13 protein-coding genes, 4 tRNA genes and 2 rRNA genes are annotated in these 17,884 nt (G+C 49.4%); 6 read left to right on the top strand and 13 right to left on the bottom strand.

The genetic code is table 11. The features are described 5' to 3' along the window. Window positions 1-585 precede the first annotated feature (585 nt). The 3 genes from KDW_RS09085 to KDW_RS09075 all read right to left on the bottom strand — a co-directional run bounded on the left by KDW_RS09085 (window position 586) and on the right by KDW_RS09075 (window position 1,395). Window positions 586-660: transfer RNA gene (locus KDW_RS09085), tRNA-Gly, on the bottom strand. A 26-nt stretch (window positions 661-686) separates the two neighbouring features. Further along, a 5S ribosomal RNA gene (gene rrf, locus KDW_RS09080) occupies window positions 687-803 on the bottom strand. A gap of 178 nt (window positions 804-981) precedes the next feature. Beyond that, entirely contained in the window at window positions 982-1,395 is a 414-nt protein-coding gene (locus tag KDW_RS09075) for a PPOX class F420-dependent oxidoreductase (protein ID WP_162005075.1), read from the bottom strand. Window positions 1,396-1,643: 248 nt separating this feature from the next. On the opposite strand from KDW_RS09075, the gene KDW_RS09070 reads away from it, so the two are divergent. The 3 genes from KDW_RS09070 to KDW_RS09060 all read left to right on the top strand — a co-directional run bounded on the left by KDW_RS09070 (window position 1,644) and on the right by KDW_RS09060 (window position 2,897). Further along, window positions 1,644-1,718 (top strand) — tRNA-Lys (locus tag KDW_RS09070). Window positions 1,719-2,058: 340 nt separating this feature from the next. Beyond that, entirely contained in the window at window positions 2,059-2,457 is a 399-nt protein-coding gene (locus KDW_RS09065) for a response regulator (protein ID WP_162005074.1), read from the top strand. Between the two features lie 185 nt (window positions 2,458-2,642). Next, on the top strand, window positions 2,643-2,897 hold the full coding sequence (locus tag KDW_RS09060) for a YtxH domain-containing protein (RefSeq protein ID WP_151755660.1): 255 nt from the start codon (window positions 2,643-2,645) through the stop codon (window positions 2,895-2,897). Window positions 2,898-3,121: 224 nt separating this feature from the next. Here the strand turns inward: KDW_RS09060 and KDW_RS09055 are convergent, their stop codons facing one another. Further along, the gene (locus KDW_RS09055; RefSeq protein WP_233097658.1) at window positions 3,122-4,636 is read right to left on the bottom strand and encodes a zinc ribbon domain-containing protein; all 1,515 of its coding nucleotides are present in this window, start codon (window positions 4,634-4,636) and stop codon (window positions 3,122-3,124) included. A 26-nt stretch (window positions 4,637-4,662) separates the two neighbouring features. Next, window positions 4,663-5,073 carry an IS200/IS605 family transposase gene (gene tnpA, locus KDW_RS09050; protein WP_151755659.1) on the bottom strand — a complete coding sequence of 137 codons (411 nt, stop codon included), beginning with the start codon at window positions 5,071-5,073 and terminating at the stop codon, window positions 4,663-4,665. A 114-nt stretch (window positions 5,074-5,187) separates the two neighbouring features. Here tnpA and KDW_RS09045 point away from each other — a divergent pair, with 114 nt between their 5' ends. The 3 genes from KDW_RS09045 (at window position 5,188) to rrf (KDW_RS09035) (ending at window position 7,351) form a co-directional block, all read left to right on the top strand. Then, a complete protein-coding gene (locus tag KDW_RS09045; protein WP_162005073.1) occupies window positions 5,188-6,144 on the top strand; it encodes a metallophosphoesterase family protein in 957 nt (318 codons plus the stop codon). A gap of 137 nt (window positions 6,145-6,281) precedes the next feature. Further along, a complete protein-coding gene (gene larC, locus KDW_RS09040) occupies window positions 6,282-7,067 on the top strand; it encodes a nickel pincer cofactor biosynthesis protein LarC (RefSeq protein WP_162005072.1) in 786 nt (261 codons plus the stop codon). Between the two features lie 167 nt (window positions 7,068-7,234). Further along, window positions 7,235-7,351: ribosomal RNA gene (gene rrf / locus KDW_RS09035) — 5S ribosomal RNA — on the top strand. A 164-nt stretch (window positions 7,352-7,515) separates the two neighbouring features. On the opposite strand, the gene KDW_RS32750 is transcribed toward rrf (KDW_RS09035), so the two are convergent. The 8 genes from KDW_RS32750 to KDW_RS08995 all read right to left on the bottom strand — a co-directional run bounded on the left by KDW_RS32750 (window position 7,516) and on the right by KDW_RS08995 (window position 17,649). Further along, complete coding sequence (locus tag KDW_RS32750) at window positions 7,516-8,163, bottom strand: DUF4870 domain-containing protein (RefSeq protein WP_198925227.1); 648 nt, start codon at window positions 8,161-8,163, stop codon at window positions 7,516-7,518. A 445-nt stretch (window positions 8,164-8,608) separates the two neighbouring features. Continuing rightward, window positions 8,609-11,206, bottom strand: coding sequence for an endopeptidase La (gene lon / locus KDW_RS09025; RefSeq protein WP_151755656.1), 2,598 nt, complete (start codon window positions 11,204-11,206; stop codon window positions 8,609-8,611). Window positions 11,207-11,283: 77 nt separating this feature from the next. Next, window positions 11,284-12,588, bottom strand: coding sequence for an ATP-dependent Clp protease ATP-binding subunit ClpX (gene clpX / locus KDW_RS09020; RefSeq protein WP_269822436.1), 1,305 nt, complete (start codon window positions 12,586-12,588; stop codon window positions 11,284-11,286). Window positions 12,589-12,637: 49 nt separating this feature from the next. Continuing rightward, window positions 12,638-14,071 (bottom strand): trigger factor, encoded by a 1,434-nt coding sequence (tig, locus tag KDW_RS09015; protein WP_162005071.1) that lies wholly within the window; start codon window positions 14,069-14,071, stop codon window positions 12,638-12,640. A gap of 360 nt (window positions 14,072-14,431) precedes the next feature. Beyond that, a tRNA-Gly gene (locus KDW_RS09010) sits at window positions 14,432-14,506 on the bottom strand. A 38-nt stretch (window positions 14,507-14,544) separates the two neighbouring features. Continuing rightward, a tRNA-Leu gene (locus KDW_RS09005) sits at window positions 14,545-14,627 on the bottom strand. Between the two features lie 214 nt (window positions 14,628-14,841). Next, the gene (locus KDW_RS09000) at window positions 14,842-16,512 is read right to left on the bottom strand and encodes a serine/threonine protein kinase (RefSeq protein ID WP_151755654.1); all 1,671 of its coding nucleotides are present in this window, start codon (window positions 16,510-16,512) and stop codon (window positions 14,842-14,844) included. A 288-nt stretch (window positions 16,513-16,800) separates the two neighbouring features. Further along, window positions 16,801-17,649 (bottom strand): DUF4397 domain-containing protein, encoded by an 849-nt coding sequence (locus KDW_RS08995; protein WP_151755653.1) that lies wholly within the window; start codon window positions 17,647-17,649, stop codon window positions 16,801-16,803. Window positions 17,650-17,884: the final 235 nt, after the last annotated feature.

Genomic DNA, 17,884 nt, shown 5'->3' with positions numbered 1-17,884 from the left:
GCAGTAAGGCTCTGAATTGAGTATATGTAGTAAGGTGGATGGTGCATGACGATTTTCAATGGCGCTTCATTCTAGAGAATTGAATAAGAAATATATCCCTGGAAAAGCTTGAAATCTGGACCAAGTATAATATAGATACATATATATTACAAGACAACTCAAAGAGAAATAAAGCCCGCATAATAGCTTTGCACGCCTCAATGAGCTAGTGAGATCATTGCCACAAAAAGATGAAACAGCTTGAAACATAGAAATAGAGATAAATCAGTTATTGTCCTTATCCCCCACAAGTCCCAATACATAGGTACTAATGCTCGCGGCTGCAGACCCCTCATTGAGAGTGTTTGATTCCTACTCTGATCGGGAAGCGTGCAGCCAGCCACACTCGGGCGCTAAAGCGCCCATACTTCTTTTAAGTGTGATGTAAAATTGTGCGCAAGGCGCACAATTTTACATCACACTTAAAAACCTTGGAGCGCCAAAGGCGCGAAAATAACGCCAGGTGGATCACGAATTTCATGGGAATCAAACACGAACATATTGGAAAAGAACGCAAAAAAAGACACCATCTGTATTGATGGTGTCTGGAGCGGGAGACGGGATTCGAACCCGCGACATCTTCCTTGGCAAGGAAGTGCTCTACCACTGAGCCACTCCCGCGATTGATCCACCCGTGTGGGCAGGTGAAACGGCGATGTCCTATTTTCCCACGCAGTTGCCCACGCAGTATCATTGGGGCAGAAGAGCTTAACTTCCGTGTTCGGGATGGGAACGGGTGTGCCTTCTTCGCTAAAATCACCGGTTCGCCTGCACATACAAGCGGTTCGTTTCGACGTGGTTTATAATAGCACGGGCCAATAGTTCTGTCAATACATTTTACCGGGAATTTTTTTGGGCGGCAAAAATTCGTTTTCCTGCTGCCATAGGCGGCAGGAAAACGAAGCGCGGTCAGTCGCGAGGGCAGCTTTCCAGATAGCTGTTTTATGCCTGGCTCTGCATGGGTTGGATTTCAATGATCGTTTGTTGCGTTTTGCGTAGCTTGCTGATGAAGGCGATGACTTTAAACAAGAAGCCATATTTGAGGGCCAGGAGTTTCTGAGCGGCTGGTTGTTCTGCAGCAGGTAACTCTCTTCCCCGTGCCTCTATTTCGGTACCATGGACAGCGCCGCTCCGATTACAGGGAGCCAGCAAGACGCGCCCATTGTTGCGAATGCGTTTGACTTTGCCAATGTTCTGGACGGTCGTAATATACAGTTTTCCCTGGTCCTCTACAAACCAGACCGGTGTAGCCAGCGCTTCACCGGATTTGCGAAACGTTTTTAACAAAATAAATTGCTCTCCCTTTAAATACGCGAAAGGATGTGGTGTGGTGGTCTGCGAATTTTCGATAGCCATAACTGGCATTTCTCCTTTTGAATAGGGCTGAATAGCGTAGAAAATAACTGATCTATGTATACGACGATTGATCACTGGAAACAAGGTAGCTGAGTTGTAGGACCATAAATAACCTCTTTCCACGAGCCCGGGAAGCAGTCCCGCGGCAATGAATTTTTCAGCAATTGCTAAAAAAAGGCAAATTTGGTCCCAAATCCTCTTGCATTGATTTAATATATGCACTATAATAAGCAACGTCAAATGTTGATGAGCGTGTAACTCAGTGGTAGAGTATCCGACTTTTAATCGGGTTGCCGTGGGTTCGAGCCCCACCACGCTCACCATAAACACTACGCTGGCTTTCCAATATGCCTGTACCAGATAGGCTGATTGGTGATTGTGACAAGAGCACAACAAAGTACCAGCGTAGTTTTTTTTTAATCTGTACACATGTAGATTTGCTGGAGCGTACTATATACAGAACTCGGATACATTTGTATTCGGTCTGGGTAAACTCTACTACTACCCTTGTTTTCATGACCTGTATCGTGATACACTACTGGCAGTATCAAGCAAAAACGTTGTTGCAGAACTCTGGCCAGACGGGTAATTCTGCATACGGTAACAGTAATAACAGGAGGCAGTGCTACCGGGCAATTGCACGGAATATGGCACTGATTGGATGTGACAAAACGCATACTTGTTGTCGATGACAGAAACGAACTACTTCATCTGATGCGTCGTGTATTAGAGGATGAACAGTACCAGGTTTCAATCCTGCAAGAAGGCAAGGATGCTTTTACGACCGTAAAAAGCATGCTACCTGATTTGTTGATTCTCGACCTGAAACTGGGCGATATGTCCGGGCAAGACGTGCTGAAACAGATCAAGAGCGATACCACCACGGCCGATGTTCCTGTAATTGTGTATACTGCTGCGGTCCTTGAGGCCGAAGAGGTATCCAGATCAATTGAGAGCCAGCCTGATTTCTATAATGATGTGCACCTGTTGCGCAAACCTTTCGAGCTAACTGCTTTACTCGATAAAGTAGAAGAGTTATTAGATCATCCTGGCCAGCAATAATCCACCTGTTAGTTGAGGGGATGTGGGGCATAGCAAGGGTATTTGATTGTGTCGTCAGTCTATAATCTCCACTAGATTTTAAAATTTGCACACTCTATCCAAATATAGTACTTAAGAGCGAATGTGGCTGTCAGGCCTTCGCTTATTTGCTATACTTAAGTTATGAAAGAGAAAGGAATCGAGCTATGAAATTTTTTGTCGGTATGCTCCTTGGTTTTAGCTTAGGCGTTGCAGCTGGTCTGCTGGTTGCTCCACAGTCCGGAGAGGCAACACGTGCCCAGTTGAATGAGCAAGGTGTTCAATTACGCTCAACTGCTTTCAATGACGAGATTCGCGCTCGTGCTCAGGAAGCCCTGGTTCAGGGTCGTGAGCTGTATTCACGCACAAAAACTGAATTGAATGATCGCTATACCCGTGCTAAAAGCAGCAGTGAGTTCTAAATTCATTCAACAAAATATATGGTCTATATCCTATAGCCTGCTACTCATTTTTTGAATAGCAGGTTTTTTTCTATGTTTTCCTGTACTGTTAACATAAGGTAGTGTTTGATTCCCGTTTTTTTTCAGTAAGAAGGAATGTTTACTATGTGACACTCCGCACGCCCTGAAGGGGCGGCGGCTTCTTCCACTCCTGCGTACGCCACTGTTCGAGATAGATAGCGTTGCTATGACTCACTGAACAGAGGTAATGGGCGAGGAATAGCTGAGGGCGCCACCATCCTGGCGTGATCCTCATGGGCGGTGCCATGCCCCTTGCCCGTTCCGTGCCTCCGTGCTCGGCGGCGCGATGGGCCACCTTTGCTGTTGGCGTCTTGGGAACGGACAACACCTGATGATTTCTCATCCCTCTCTCCTGTACCCAGGAGAGGAGCGCGAGGCTTTTCCTGATGGTGAGCACGTGTACGCAAGCGCTGACCAATGACCAGGCTCGCATTGCGATCGGCATGGCCCTTCATGCCACACGCAGGACACCAGGCCAATGGTGCCCCAGGGGTGTAGCCTGCTGGCTCGGGCCCCTGCTTGGCATGGTAGCGCACAATCAGGCCATGACAACGGGCGCATTCGCGGCTCGTGTTGCGCGGGTTCACCCGACTCGTGATCATGCCCTCGTTCCACGCTTTATATTTGGCATTGGTGAATATACGCCCCTTCATCCAGAAGGCTCGTTTGCTGTTCCCTCGGCGACTGTAGCGGCCTTTTTGGGGTTTCAGCTTGCCCAGATGTTCAAATACCAGCACACTCGCCTGATGCTGACGAGCAAAGTGCACAATGCGCGCACTGATCAGGTGTGCCACCTGCTCATCCACATGACGGATTTTCTCCCATAATGCCACGTTATCGTGTTGGTTCTCGGCCAGGATACCCGTCTTACGACGGTTGCGGGCGATCCGACCAAGCAGCCACTTCCTACGGCCATTTACGCGTTTGCCGCCACTGAGAAAGGTGGTGGCAACGGTCGAGCCGTCGGCTGTTTGGATGGTACAGACCGCCAGATGATGGTCGAGATTGAGATCAATGGCACAGATGCGTGTCTGGGCATGAGCCAGTTGCACAGCCACCTTCCCCGGACTGGTGAAGGTCTTTTCGACCGGGGTATGCAACCGCCAATGTGAGCCATGGCGAACCAGCGACGGACTCCCGGGCTCATAGCCATTGGGCAGGTCACGGCTCAAGAGCCGAACGTTGACCCAGATCCACCTCGCCCCTGTCCAGAGCTTGAGAAGAATGGAGGACGCAGTGCGCCCTTTCCACTGGCCCTTGTAGAACGTCGGCGACCGATTCCAGGTCCGCGGGGGAACCGGTGGGTGCTCGGTGAAACGCTTCTTTTTGAGGGCCGCTTTCTCTTTGCGCGCACGCCACTTCTGCAAGCTCGTCTCAAAGGCATGGGCGGAGCCAAGAGCCGCGTGAATAGCGGCACGGCGAAAGAGGGCAGGAACCTGAGGAGCAATGGCATCGAGCGGCATCACCGGATCGGGGTTTTCTTCCGTCGCATGGGTCAATGTCTCAAGGGCATGCAAGGCTTTGTGTGAGGAAAGCAACAGCACCTGCTCATGAGCTGTGATGACCTCAAAGTAGAAGGAAGCCACTGTGTTGAACAATGCCTGGGTAGTCGTAAACCAGGCAGCATACCGGGATGGATACTGCATTGCTTGTGTGATGGTTTTCGTTGCCTTTGCCATGCGATGACTCCCTCCCTTCCTCCCCGCTAGATTCCTTTTTGCGCATTGATATAGTGTTGAATGGTCTCAGCACTCACTGCACCAGCCGTGCTGGCAAAATAGGAACGGGTCCAGGTCGAAGGCATTTTCTTCATGATAGGGGCGAACTCCCTTCGTAAATGAAAGGACGTGATGCCCTTAAGTTCTTTCACCACATCAGCGGCACTTTCAGAAGGCCAGACGCGGATAAAAAGATGAATATGGTCAGGTTGAATCGCCAGGGTGAGAATACTCCACCCTTTTTCCAGACATTTCTCTTCGAGTATCTGTTGACACCGTTCTTTGATGGGACCCGTAAGAATGGCTTTGCGACGACGAGGACACCAGATGAGATGATACACAATAAGATGGACGCGGTGCTCGTCACGCTGATACTGCAATGTACTCGTCTTTTCCATTGTTGCAGTATACAGGAGAAAAGACGATATTGCAACAAGCGAGGGCTAAAGCCCACGAGAAACCCGCCTATCCGCCTGGGTTCAAACCACAGCGGCTTGCGGCGGGTTACGCTTATGTCACAACAGAACAACAGTAATTCTGCTTCCCCTATCTTTTCTTTCTGGGGCATCGGAGACCTGCATTATCGCGCCATTACAGCCTGGCATGAATGCCATACCCTGCGCCTATCATCGCTCTTTGATGATCTCCAGGCTCTCTGGCAGGAAGAAGGACAGCCAGCCTTTTGTGTCTCGCCAGGCGACCTGATCGAAACATGCGCACCTGAAAATTACGAGCTTGCCAGAACAGCCCTGCTGGCCCAGTTGGACGATATCCCTTTGTATCCTGGCGTTGGCAATCACGAATACCACGCCGCTGACGGCGAAGATCCCACCCATACGGCCGAAACTTTTACCGCGACCTGGGGCAAGCCGCTACGCTACTCCTGGGAAATCGAGGGGGCTATTTGCATCATGCTGGACTATCCCAATCCGCGCACATTGGAAGATTCCCAACGCGTCTATATTTCACAGGAAACATTGACCTTTTTAGATGATACCCTGGGCCAATATCAAGATCGTCCAGCTATCGTTTTTCTGCATTGTCCACTTTACAATACTGTCCGGGATAGAGGAGAGGGAGTGAAACGGGACTACAATTCGCTTGAGCACTTTTTCGCGCCCGAGAACTCGGCCGAGGTACGTGCGATTCTGGCCCGCCGTAAAAATGCTTGCCTCTTCATCAGTGGCCACACCCATTCCGGCTGGGAAGCTCCCAACCTCGTCGTTACCGAGCAGCTCGGCGATCACCCTACGACCTTTATAAATCTGATGTCGCCCTGGTATACAGGCTATCATAAAGGACCCGTGCTGAGTGATGATCACCAGACAGTAAATTATCGACCAGACGACCCCGATGTCATTCCCAGTTTCTCTTTCCAGATTTATGCTGACCGCGCCTCTATCCGTGTCCGTGACCACAACTCAAGAAGCTGGCTTAAAGAATGGAATGTACCATTTCACCTCGCGTAACGTCCCGTAGCGGCAGCGCGGGTCGCAGCGCCCCGTTCGCCTCCGAGCCATTTCCCTTTACGCTTGCATCTCAAGGCCATTGCAGCATAATCTAGAGAGAGCACGACGATATTTTTATGGAGAAAGACAGGCTTATAATGTCTCAAAAGATAGCTTATCTGGATTGCCACTCTGGCGTCAGTGGTGATATGTTGCTGGGAGCGTTCCTGGATGCAGGACTCTCATTCGAGAAGTTGCGTGAAGACTTGCGGGCATTGCCCGTAGAGGGCTATGAGCTTACCTTGACGCCATATAGTGATCAAGGGATTACCGGATCGCGTTTTGAGGTAGTGCTGTCAGATCAAACGCAGCCTACACGTGGTTTTACCGCGATTGCAGACCTGCTGGCTAATTCTCAGCTTTCACCCTGGGTACAGAAGACCGCTACGGCCATTTTTCGTACCCTGGGAGAAGCCGAGGCGGCGGTACATGGAGTAAGCCTGGAAGAGATCCATTTTCATGAGGTGGGAGCAGTCGATTCGATTGTTGATATCGTCGGCAATGTCCTGGCCATTGAAACCTTAGGGATCACGCAGCTCTATGCTTCGCCCTTGCCATTAACGCGTGGACACCTGCGTATGGCGCATGGCCTGATGCCTGTGCCAGCACCAGCCACCCTTGAGATCTTGAGTGCCGTCAAAGCTCCCTGGGTCCCCACGCAGCTAGAAGGTGAGTTTGTTACTCCCACTGGCGCAGCTATTCTCGCTACGCTGGCCCGCTTTGAAATGCCCGCCATTGCCATTGAACGCGTCGGTTATGGCTTTGGCAAAAAGCGCGTCATCTGGCCCAATTGCCTGCGTGTCTGTCTCGGAGAAACCTATGGACTATCCCGGGAAGTCCATCAGCATTCACACGAGCAAGCACATGGGCATCATCATCATTAACCAAATCCTGTCATGAAGTAGTTCAAAAAGCCGTGTTTTTGCGGATAGCAGTCGAGAACACGGCTTTTCAGACGAATATTTTTCAGTCTCCCAAAAAAGCTTGACTTCTGACTCAGCTTATGGTAATATTATCTCTGTTGAAACAAAGCGCCTGTATGTGCAGGTGAACCGGTGATTTTAGCGAAGAAGGCACACCCGTTCCCATCCCGAACACGGAAGTTAAGCTCTTCTGCCCCAATGATACTGCGTGGGCAACTGCGTGGGAAAATAGGACATCGCCGTTTCACCCGCCCACACGGGTGTTTTTTTATGCCCAAAATTATCATCGTCCGAACCCCGAATGTCTCTTCGCTTACTCGGACACGCACGGGTCGCAACGGCCAGTGCTGCCAGTACAAAAAAGCCCGGCCAGCTAACTGGTCGGACTTTTTTGAGTGAGTCACAGGTCTTAGAAAGTATTGGTCTGGTTCGCGTATTTTTCCGCATATTCACCAATGTATGGCAATTTAAAGTATTTACCCTGGAAGGCATTGATCATACAAATGAGCCAGACTACAAAGAAGCCTATTCCAGCCAGAATGCTGAGGCAACCAAATGCCAGACCAATGGCTGGAAGCGACATACCAACCCTTAGCACAACCCATACCACTGTCCAGGCACCAGTAAGCATGATTGACTGCATTGCGTGGAAGCGAACCATGCGATTCTTTTTCTCCATCATGAAAAAGATCAGTCCACTGACCCACCAGAAGAGGTAGCTCAGACCGCTTGCCAGATTTGGATCAATGTTCATTGTCGAACCTTCACGGCCAGGCATGTTGTTGGTGTATGGATTCTGCTGACCATAAGGTGGCTGCTGCTGTTGGCCATATGGTTGCTGGCCGTATGGTGGCTGTTGCTGGCCGTAACCAGGCTGTGATGGCTGGCCATACCCAGGCTGTTGCTGACCATAAGGTGGCTGTGATGGCTGACCATATTGCTGACCGCTGTAGGGATCAGTTGGTTGTGGCTGCTGGGGATTATTGGGATTGTAACCGCCGTACTGGCCCGATCCTGGATACTGCTCGGATGGTTGATTTGGATCTTGATAACTCATGATGCCAACCTCTCTTTGTACGATTTTGTGCTCCGCGCCATGGATACGTGTGTATCCAATTTTCTCAACCCAATAAACGCTTGCCAGGTGAATCTTTTGTACCTGAATTTTCATTGCTAGTACTCTGTCAACGTTCATGCGAAAAGCAGGGGTGCAGGGGATGCAATCCCCTGACTGGGTTCCAGGGCTGTGCCCTGGCTCTCCTCCCCTCTCGCCCGCGTAGCGGGCGAAACCTTTTCGATGTAGTCTGACAGAATACTAGAAAGGCGGTGGTCTATAATGATATTTTTCAGTACAGGGAACTCTGGGATAGATAAAAAATGTAAGTCCTGATAATAAAAACATGCGTTGCTGGATAAGAGAATAGCGCAACGAAGAGGCAAGTGAAAAATGCCTCTTCGTATTTTTAACTTTTCCTACCTATTATAACGAACAAGGATGGGATTTATCCAATGTTTTTATCATCAGGTTTGGTATGTGCGGAAGAATAAAAGTTTGGTGCTGATTGATCGGTGGATGGCATGATAAAGCCAGAGGATTCTGGTCGGTCGGAATTATCTTCTGTTTCTTCCTGGGTGGGCATTCCGGTACGCCGTAAATTTTCTGGTCGGGCGACGGACTGCTCTTCAGGATGGAGTGAGAGCGGCTCATTACTCTGCGTTTCTTCTGCAGGCGCGGCTAGCAGGGCAGCCTCGATCACCTGATCCATGTTTTCAACCGGAATAAAATGGATCTGCTGGCGGATCTTGGCTGGTATCTCTTGTAGATCTTTCTGGTTGGCAGCAGGAATAATCAAATTGTGGATATTTGCCTGTTGGGCGGCCAGCACTTTTTCTTTCAAGCCACCAATAGCCAGGACGCTGCCGAGCAGGGTTACTTCACCCGTCATCGCCAGATCGGTGCGGACTTGTCGATGTGTCAGAGCCGACACGAGGGCGGTCGCGATCGTGATACCAGCTGAAGGACCATCTTTAGGAATCGCATTTTCTGGTAGATGGATATGCAGATCAGTATTATCCTGGAAGCTTGAGTCGATATGAAACTCGTCGGCCCTGGTACGGATGTAGGAAAGTGCCGCCATAACCGATTCGCGCATCACATCACCCAGCTGTCCCGTAACGAGTAATTCACCCTTACCCACCATCGTCACAACCTCAACCGGTAAGAGAATACCGCCCATCTCCGTCCACGCCAGTCCCATTGCTGCTCCGATCTGCGTACGCATCAGCGGTGGTGCATTGGTATAGCGTGGCGCACCAAGATATTGCTCCACACTATGGCTGGTCAGGCGGATATGGGTTTTGGGTTTTTCAAGCACGCGGCGAGCAACCTTGCGGCAGATATGGGCCAGCTGGCGCTCCAGATTACGTACGCCGGCTTCACGGGTATATTCGGTGACAATCTTCTGCATCACCGTCTGTGGCACCTTTAACTGCTCGGCTACCAATCCATGTTCCTGCAGCACCTTTGGCATGAGATGCCGCATGCCGATATTGACCTTTTCCTCCAGCATATAGCCAGGCAGATCAATGATATCCATGCGGTCCGCCAGTGGGCGTGGAATCTGATACTTGATGTTGCCGGTACAAATGAAGAATACTTCCGAGAGATCGAAGGGCAGCTCAAGATAGTGATCGGTAAAAGAACCATTTTGTTGTGGATCCAGTACCTCAAGCAGGGCGGCCGCAGGATCTCCCCGGGACTCAGCCGAGAGCTTGTCGATCTCGTCGAGCAGGAAGACTGGATTACTGACGCCGACCGTCTTCATACTCTGGATGATACGGCCGGGTAACGCGCCTACGTAAGTGCGACGATGACCACGAATCTCAGCTTCATCGTGAACACCGCCCAGTGAGATACGCGCAAATTTGCGATTGAGCGCTTTGGCAATCGATTGTCCCAACGACGTTTTACCGACGCCGGGAGGTCCAATCAGGCAGAGGATCTGACCCTGGCTCATGTTTTTGGCATTGCCATTGCGATTGGCGGCCTGAATCCGTAACTGGCGCACCGCCAGAAACTCCAGGATACGCTCTTTGATACCTTCCAGTCCGTAATGATCCTCATCAAGGACATCGCGGGCATTCTCGATGTTGAAATCTTCAGTGCTACGTTCGTTCCAGGGGAGGGCCAGCATCCAATCGATGTAGGAGCGGATCACGGTAAGTTCGGCAGACTGCGAAGGCGTGCGCTCCAACCGGTCGATCTCTTTGCGGACCCGGGTCGCGACTTCTGGTGGTAGTTGCTTGCTATTTAACTTGGTGCGTAACTCGTCCGCCTCGGACGACGCTTCCATTCCCAGTTCTTCCTGGATTGCCCGCAACTGCTCGCGCAGATAAAATTCTTTTTGTGAACGATCAACCTGCGAACGGACCCGACTGCGGATAGTGGTCTCAAGCTCCAGAATTTCAATCTCATTGCCCATAATCACACAAATCTTCTCCAGGCGCTCCATCGGATCAAGCGTCTCCAGGAGATCCTGTTGCTGGCTCATATCTGTGACCAGATGGGCGGCCAGGGTATCAGAGAGTATGTGTGGGGTTTTGAGGGCCACGATTGAATTAATATCTTCAACCGAAAAGCGCCTGTTTAACTGTGCATAGCGTTCAAACAGACTGGTGGTATGCCGAACTAGCGCGTCGGCCTGAGGTCCTGTCTGTACAGGTTCTGTTTGTTCGGTTACTTTGACACGAATAAATGGCTCATGATCCAGATACTCATCAATAGTGACGCGGCTAATACCGCGGATCAGTACCTGCAGGCTACCATCTTGCTGACGATGCATCGTCACAACCTCAATCAGCGTCCCGGCAGGATAGATATCCTTTGGCTGAGGATCATCAATCTCGATACTGCGTTGGGTAGCAGCCACCAGAATATGTTCTGGCTGCATCATGGCTTCTTCAATAGCACGTATGGTCTTCTCACGAGCGATGGGGAGCGCCTGACGATTGTGAGGAAACGCAACGATGCTTTTTAACGCCACAAGAGGATAATTATTTTGCGACTCTTCTATCACTTCCAGGCGTTCTTGCTCACTCATTGGTTTCCACCTATCTTCTAACTGATCAACCACAGAGATTTACACAACAATATGCAGGAAAAACAGATGAGTCTGCATTAAGCAGACTCATCTTCAGAATACGTTGTATTTCGTTCACCGCGCGTCACCAGTAGCGGCTTATTATGGAGGTTTATCACGTCCCCGTTAATCATAACTTTTTTGACATCGGCACGAGAAGGTATCTCATACATAATATCTAAGAGGACATCCTCAATAATTGTACGCAGGCCACGTGCACCAGTCTTTTGCCGCAAGGCACATTCGGCGGCTGCCTCAAGTGCATCGGTGCTAAAGACCAGTTCGACCCGGTCAAGCTGTAAAAACTTTTGATATTGTTTGACAATAGCGTTTTTCGGCTCGGTCAAAATGCGAATGAGCGCCTCTTTGTCCAGGCTATCAAGTGCAACCTCGACTGGTAGGCGTCCGACAAACTCTGGAATCAAACCATACTTGAGCAGATCATCAGGGATGAGTTGCGTAAGGATAGTTTCATGGCTTTCTTTTTCTTTGTTTGCCGTCTCTTTTTCTTTTTCGTCCTTGCCGGCATTGCGGAAGCCCATCGACTTGTTACTGCCGAGACGTTGCTCAACAATTTTGTCCAGGCCCTCAAATGCACCGCCACAAATGAAGAGAATATTAGCTGTATTGATTTGAATGAAATCTTGATGTGGATGTTTGCGACCACCTTGTGGTGGAACGTTCGCCACGGTCCCCTCAATAATTTTCAAGAGGGCCTGTTGCACGCCTTCGCCAGAGACATCGCGCGTAATCGAAGGATTATCGGATTTACGAGAAATCTTGTCGATTTCGTCGATATATACGATACCGCGTTCCGCACGAGCTACATCAAAATCAGCCGTTTGGATCAAACGTAAGAGAATGTTTTCAACATCCTCACCAACATAGCCAGCTTCGGTCAGGGCCGTTGCATCTGCGATACAGAAGGGCACATCCAGAACTTTGGCAAGTGTCTGAGCGAGGAGGGTCTTACCGCTACCGGTCGGACCAATCATCAAGATATTACTCTTGCCAAGCTCAACATCATCTACCTGCATTCCGACGCCAACACGTTTGTAGTGGTTATACACCGCTACCGATAACGCCTTCTTGGCTCGTTCCTGGCCTATCACATACTGACTGAGTTGTTCGTAGATCTTCTTCGGTGTGGGTAGCTTGCCTGTCTGGAGGCGAGGCTTGGCAACTGTGGCTTGTTCTTCTTCAATGATTTCTCGACAGAGGTCAATACACTCATCGCAGATATAAACGCCACCAGGGCCAGCGATTAAGCGCTGAACCTGGTCCTGGCTTTTGCCACAAAAAGAGCAACGGTATGTCGTACGCATATTCTTTGAGTTTGCCACGTCTGTCACCTTTCCTGCATGTACAACACAGCACCAAATGGTTGCATTGCTACTCTACTGTCTCAGTTTTTTGGTCGCCAGATAGAGTTGTTGCTGCTGCGGATTCCTCGGCACTGTCATCAGTTGCCTCGGTTTCGCTGGCGAGTACTGCCGCCTCAGCGTTTGCTATAGCTGCATCTTCTTCTGCAGCTTCCTCACTCTCCGCATCGGGATCGGGATCAGTTGTCAACTCAAGTAAGCGTGTAAGGGTTTTCTCACGGCGATAGCTCAGCATAAGAGAGCGGATCTGATCTTCAGTTTTTGGAAGAGGCTGACCAATCTGCTCATATGCATTGAAGAGAGCTTCAATCTCGCCGGGCTCAACCGTAATCTGCTCTTCGCTGGCAATTTGCTCCAGGACGAGCTGACGTTTGACACGCTCTTCGGCCTCAGGACGCAATTCCTCACGATACTCTTCTTGTGTCTTCTTCACCATGCCCAGGTACTGATTCATGTTGATATGTTGCTGTTCGAGCATATGTCCAAACTGGTGCTCCATTTCAGCAACTTCTTCATCAATCAATGCTGGATGGATGACAAACGTGGATTTTTCAATAACTTCCTTGATGGCTTTATCACGCAACTCTTCAGTTGACGAACGTTTCTTGCGCTCAAGGATGTTGTCGCTGATCGCTTTACGCAGGTCTTCCATATTATCGAACTGGTCGTCGCTTACCTTTTTGGCAAAGTCATCATCTAAAGCGGGAACCTGTTTGCTCTCGACCGAGACCACCGTTACGTCATAGTTGGCTTCTTTCCCAGCCAGCTTTTCGTTGGTGTAGTCCTCAGGGATCGTGGCGGTGAAGGATTTGCTCTCACCAGTCTTCATGCCGATGATATGCTCGTCCATGCCACTGAACAGGCCATGACGCTCTTTGGTGATTTCGAAGGTATTCTCTTTAAGATCCGAAATCTGCTGCTCGCCAGAGGTGAGTTTGAGATCAGCTTTAATGCGATCATCGTACTCAACTGGACGCTCAACAGTTTCCCAATCGGCCGTGCGATTCTGGAAGCCTGCCAGCTCCTCCTCAACCTCTTCAGACGATACAGTGACCTCTTCACGGTCAAAATGCATCGACTTATAGTCTGCCAGCTCAACGGGTGTAATCACCGGAACTGTCAGGCTGAAGTGGTAATCCTGGCCCATCTCGAAGACGGGTGCATCCAACTTGGGCTGGCTAATCGGGGTCAGATCATTTTCTTTCAGAGCGTTACGGTAGGCCTCTGAGATCAGGTCATCAAGACCCTCTTGATAGATATATTCTTTACCTACGCGGCGTTCCAATACTGTGCGTGGTGCTTTACCAGGTCGGAAGCCATGTATGTCAAATTGCTTCACTAATTTACGATATGCCTTGTCTGAAGCCTTTTGCATCTCGTCCCATGTCACATCTACATTTAGGACGGCCTCACTTGTTGGCAACTTTTCTACAGAGACCTTCACATTTCCTCCAATGGGTTATTCTTTGCTGTATTTGTGTCACTTGACTGTGTTTATTATAACTGTATGCACAGTCGATATAACTGTATGCACAGTCGCTCTTCGCTTTGATCTTAGAAATGCCGTCCATAGGTTAAAGCACGGCACTGAGTTGAAAAAAGGAATAGCGTTATTGATACTAGACTGCGGGAAGCGCAAAGGGGAAATCACATCCATAGACCACCCCACAGCAGAAGCTTGCATAACCGCATCAACCAACTATCTGTATACGTTACAAACGTGTTGTGATCTACGTCTGATGCAGGTTGCTTGTGCGCTTACCATAGAGGGCTTCCGTAAGGGCACCCCCCGTCTTAGATAAGTTGGAGCGGGAGACGGGATTCGAACCCGCGACATCTTCCTTGGCAAGGAAGTGCTCTACCACTGAGCCACTCCCGCTTAACTGCATTGGTCATTATTATAATACATCTAGTAAGTGGGCGATGAGAGACTCGAACTCTCACGGTTTATCACCAACAGATCCTAAGTCTGCCCTGTCTACCAGTTTCAGCAATCGCCCTTGTTACTTACGGATAGGAGACTATGGCCTCCACTTGTGGATAATACATCAGTAGCTCACCTGATGTCAAGACAATTTTGGCTGTATTCTGTCCGGATCACCGTTATTTGTTAGCTTTGCCGCTTTATCCCGTTGCCGTAAGTCTTTTGTGAGGTTCGCCCATACCAATGCATCTGGCACAGATAGGACTAACCAGAAAAAAAAATTTTGCGTCTTACGGTTTTATGTTCGTTCCTACCGAAGCTGTCCAGTCTCCATAATCCTCCGTAACAGTCTGTGTCGCATTATAGACACTGAATTCCGAACCGGCCAGATAGCCAGCATTGCCCGTATGACCAGAAAAATCGATAAACTCGCCGGAGGTTAATTTTACAGTAATATTTAACTTACCTGCTTTACTTATGGTCCCGGTAAATGGACCAGACTGGCCAGCAGCTTGAAACTGACCATAGATGGAACCCTGGGGGGACTGGTGCACAGCGAAAAATTGGAAATTCTGGCTGCCCAGGTTCAGTCCGATATGATGCATGGTTCCCTGATAGCATGAGACAAGGACAACACTATCTTTGATCACACCAGGAGGGGCCGCATACTCGGGATCGCATGGACCATTATGATTGCCGTCTGGTGGTTGCCCATCGGGCGGAGGGCCATCTGGTGGATGGCCGTCGCCGGGGTAACCATCTGGTGGATGGCCGTCGCCGGGATAGCCTTGAGATGGATGTGTGGTGTTGGTAGCGGGGGACGGTGTCTGCTGGCGCCAGACGGTGCTGGCTAACAAAATATCCACACCCACGCCAACCAGAATCAAAGCCAGCAGACCGAACAGGATCCTCTGGCGCACGCGGACTTTATGGTCCACATACACATAGGCTCGACGAATCTTTTTACTACTTTGTGGACGCGATTGGGATGGATTTTTTTTGCTATCGGTTGGTTGATGGCTGCTGGCGAGCACCTCTAGATCTTCCTGTGAAAGGACGACAGGCTGTTTCAGGGTTGGCTTTTCACTGATGGGGCCTGTCTCTGGTTGCACCAGGGAAATACTTAAAGCTTGCCAGAATTCTTCAACATTCTCAAAGCGATCCTCGACCTTTAAGCTCATCGCTTTCTCGATGACTGTGGAGACGTTGCCAGAGACCGCGTCACAGATCTGGTGCGCGGGTACCAGAGGATCAGTCTTTGGTTGTCCCATGGTACGTGTCAGGGCATCCGTAGGTACTTTACCCGTTAATAAAGTATAGATGGTCGCACCCAGAGCATAAATATCGGTGCGAATATTGGTCCCCTGTCCATATTGCTCAGGAGCGGCGTAGCCCGGGGTCCCAAAGCGAAAGACACTGGTTGTCTTATCCTCAACATATTCTTTGGCCAGACCAAAATCTACCAGTACAGCCTCACCTTTTCCCATTGGAACGATGATATTCGATGGTTTAATATCCCGATGGATAATCGGCGTTTTTTGCGCATGTAGATAGGTTAATGCATCCACGATTGGCGTAAGTAAGGTCAGTGTCAGGGCCAGGGAGAAACGTTTTTCAGGTTGATCACGGCGCAGTTGCTCTAAATCTCTACCCTGCACATAATCCATGAGCATGTATATACGGTTCAGCTCTGTATCTTCAAAGACCTGGTACACATTAGGAAGTGAGCGATGGGCGAGGCGGCGTAACAAGCCTGCTTCAAAGGTTAACTGCTCACGCTCCTGGTCATCAGGATCAATAATTTCTTTAAGAGCATAATAATTTTGTTTGGAGCGTCGTTCTCGTACGAGATAAACTGCACTAAAGCCCCCTTGCCCGAGCAAATCTTCTATGACGTAGCGTTCGCCCTCGCTATCTTGAATGGTCGTACCTACTGGCAACGTCAGTGGTTCTTGTAGCACACAGCACCTCTCATGTGCAAAACAATTGAATAAATTTTATTCACATGTATATACATGTTCTCTCTAGCTTAGAAGTATATTCTACACCAAACGGGTAAAAACTACCATCCTGAGTATTGTTTGCTGCTGCTATGGATCCCAATTATTCAACGCCCCAGGCTTACTTTTTTCACTCTCAACTTTTTTGTTGGTAGCATTGATCTATACTCCACCATCCTCTACGATATCCCCCCGCTGCGTTTTCGTGGAGGATGGTGTGGGAACATTCAACCTACCCAGAAATTAAACTTATGCTTTATGCCGGGAATACCGTACCACTCCAGATCCAATCAGGGACAGCAGGAGCAGAACCACCAGCCAGAGCGCTGGTGCTGGGGTTGGCGTGGCAAAATCGGCTGCGACAGGATCACTTCCCGTTTGGGGTAGGCCGGGAATGCCTTTTGTCGTTGCTGTGATAAGCTGGGCTTTTGGATTGCCGTCCAGCATTCCAACGGCAAAGATACTGGTAACCGTGTTTGGTTCCAGGGTCTTTGGTATTGAGAGTTTAACATTGACAAATGGTACTGTCAGCGTAAATGTACAGGGTCCGCTATCGACCGTGGTATAGGGACTACCATCCTCATAGGTCATATCGGAGATTTTGGCATCTTCACCAATCGCGACATCCACTTTGCTGGCATCAGGGATCAGATGGTAGATACGTACTTTGGCCTGCTGGCTGGCCACCTGATTATTATCCACAAATACCTGAAGATTCAGCGCATCAGGTTTATCCCCGACTGCTGCAACTGTATACGCGTTTCCAGGTTGTACCGCCAGGGTTTTCGTTAGTGCGGAGGCGTTAATGCCTTTGCCTACAAGTGAAATTTGTACTTTGTGATTGCCCGCCGGCAAGGCTGCATAATCTGTAATGGCTGCAAATTGAAAGCTGTTTAAGAATAATTTTCCATCCACAAAAACATCTGCGGTCCCTACATATGGCGAGGCATGAATGACACGTACATATGACGTATTCGCATCTGCGAATGCTCTGGGCGTAGCCCCACTTCCTATGGCGTAGAGTCCAACCAGGAAGAACATGACCATAAGCAGACCGCACCGTCGAAAAAATGTATTACAGAATTGTGTACCCTTCATACGACCATCCCCTTTGGCGATGCATAAAAAACTATAAAATGATTGATGTTGTACTGGTTCACTTAGTGAAAAGATATAGATACTATTGATTGCGTTCAAACGCGATTTGAGTACAATCAATGCTGTTCTTATAATGCCTGTAAGACTGGCTGTTTCTGGTAATGATCTGGTTATGAAGGAGGAGTTCTTTGGTTTTTTTTTCTTTGATTTCTTAACCTGAAATGATAGAAAATGT

The organism is Dictyobacter vulcani (assembly GCF_008974265.1).
GTDB classification, from domain to species: domain Bacteria; phylum Chloroflexota; class Ktedonobacteria; order Ktedonobacterales; family Ktedonobacteraceae; genus Dictyobacter; species Dictyobacter vulcani.
This window is presented reverse-complemented; position numbering and strand designations above follow the sequence as displayed.

Excerpts from the sequence above, each read along its gene's own strand:
- KDW_RS09075 (WP_162005075.1), bottom strand. The coding sequence starts at position 1,395 with ATGGCTATCGAAAATTCGCAGACCACCACACCACATCCTTTCGCGTAT.
- tnpA (WP_151755659.1), bottom strand. The coding sequence starts at position 5,073 with ATGGAAAAGACGAGTACATTGCAGTATCAGCGTGACGAGCACCGCGTC.
- KDW_RS09055 (WP_233097658.1), bottom strand. The coding sequence starts at position 4,636 with ATGGCAAAGGCAACGAAAACCATCACACAAGCAATGCAGTATCCATCC.
- KDW_RS09045 (WP_162005073.1), top strand. The coding sequence starts at position 5,188 with ATGTCACAACAGAACAACAGTAATTCTGCTTCCCCTATCTTTTCTTTC.
- KDW_RS08995 (WP_151755653.1), bottom strand. The coding sequence starts at position 17,649 with ATGAAGGGTACACAATTCTGTAATACATTTTTTCGACGGTGCGGTCTG.
- KDW_RS32750 (WP_198925227.1), bottom strand. The coding sequence starts at position 8,163 with ATGAGTTATCAAGATCCAAATCAACCATCCGAGCAGTATCCAGGATCG.
- lon (WP_151755656.1), bottom strand. The coding sequence starts at position 11,206 with ATGAGTGAGCAAGAACGCCTGGAAGTGATAGAAGAGTCGCAAAATAAT.
- larC (WP_162005072.1), top strand. The coding sequence starts at position 6,282 with ATGTCTCAAAAGATAGCTTATCTGGATTGCCACTCTGGCGTCAGTGGT.
- KDW_RS09060 (WP_151755660.1), top strand. The coding sequence starts at position 2,643 with ATGAAATTTTTTGTCGGTATGCTCCTTGGTTTTAGCTTAGGCGTTGCA.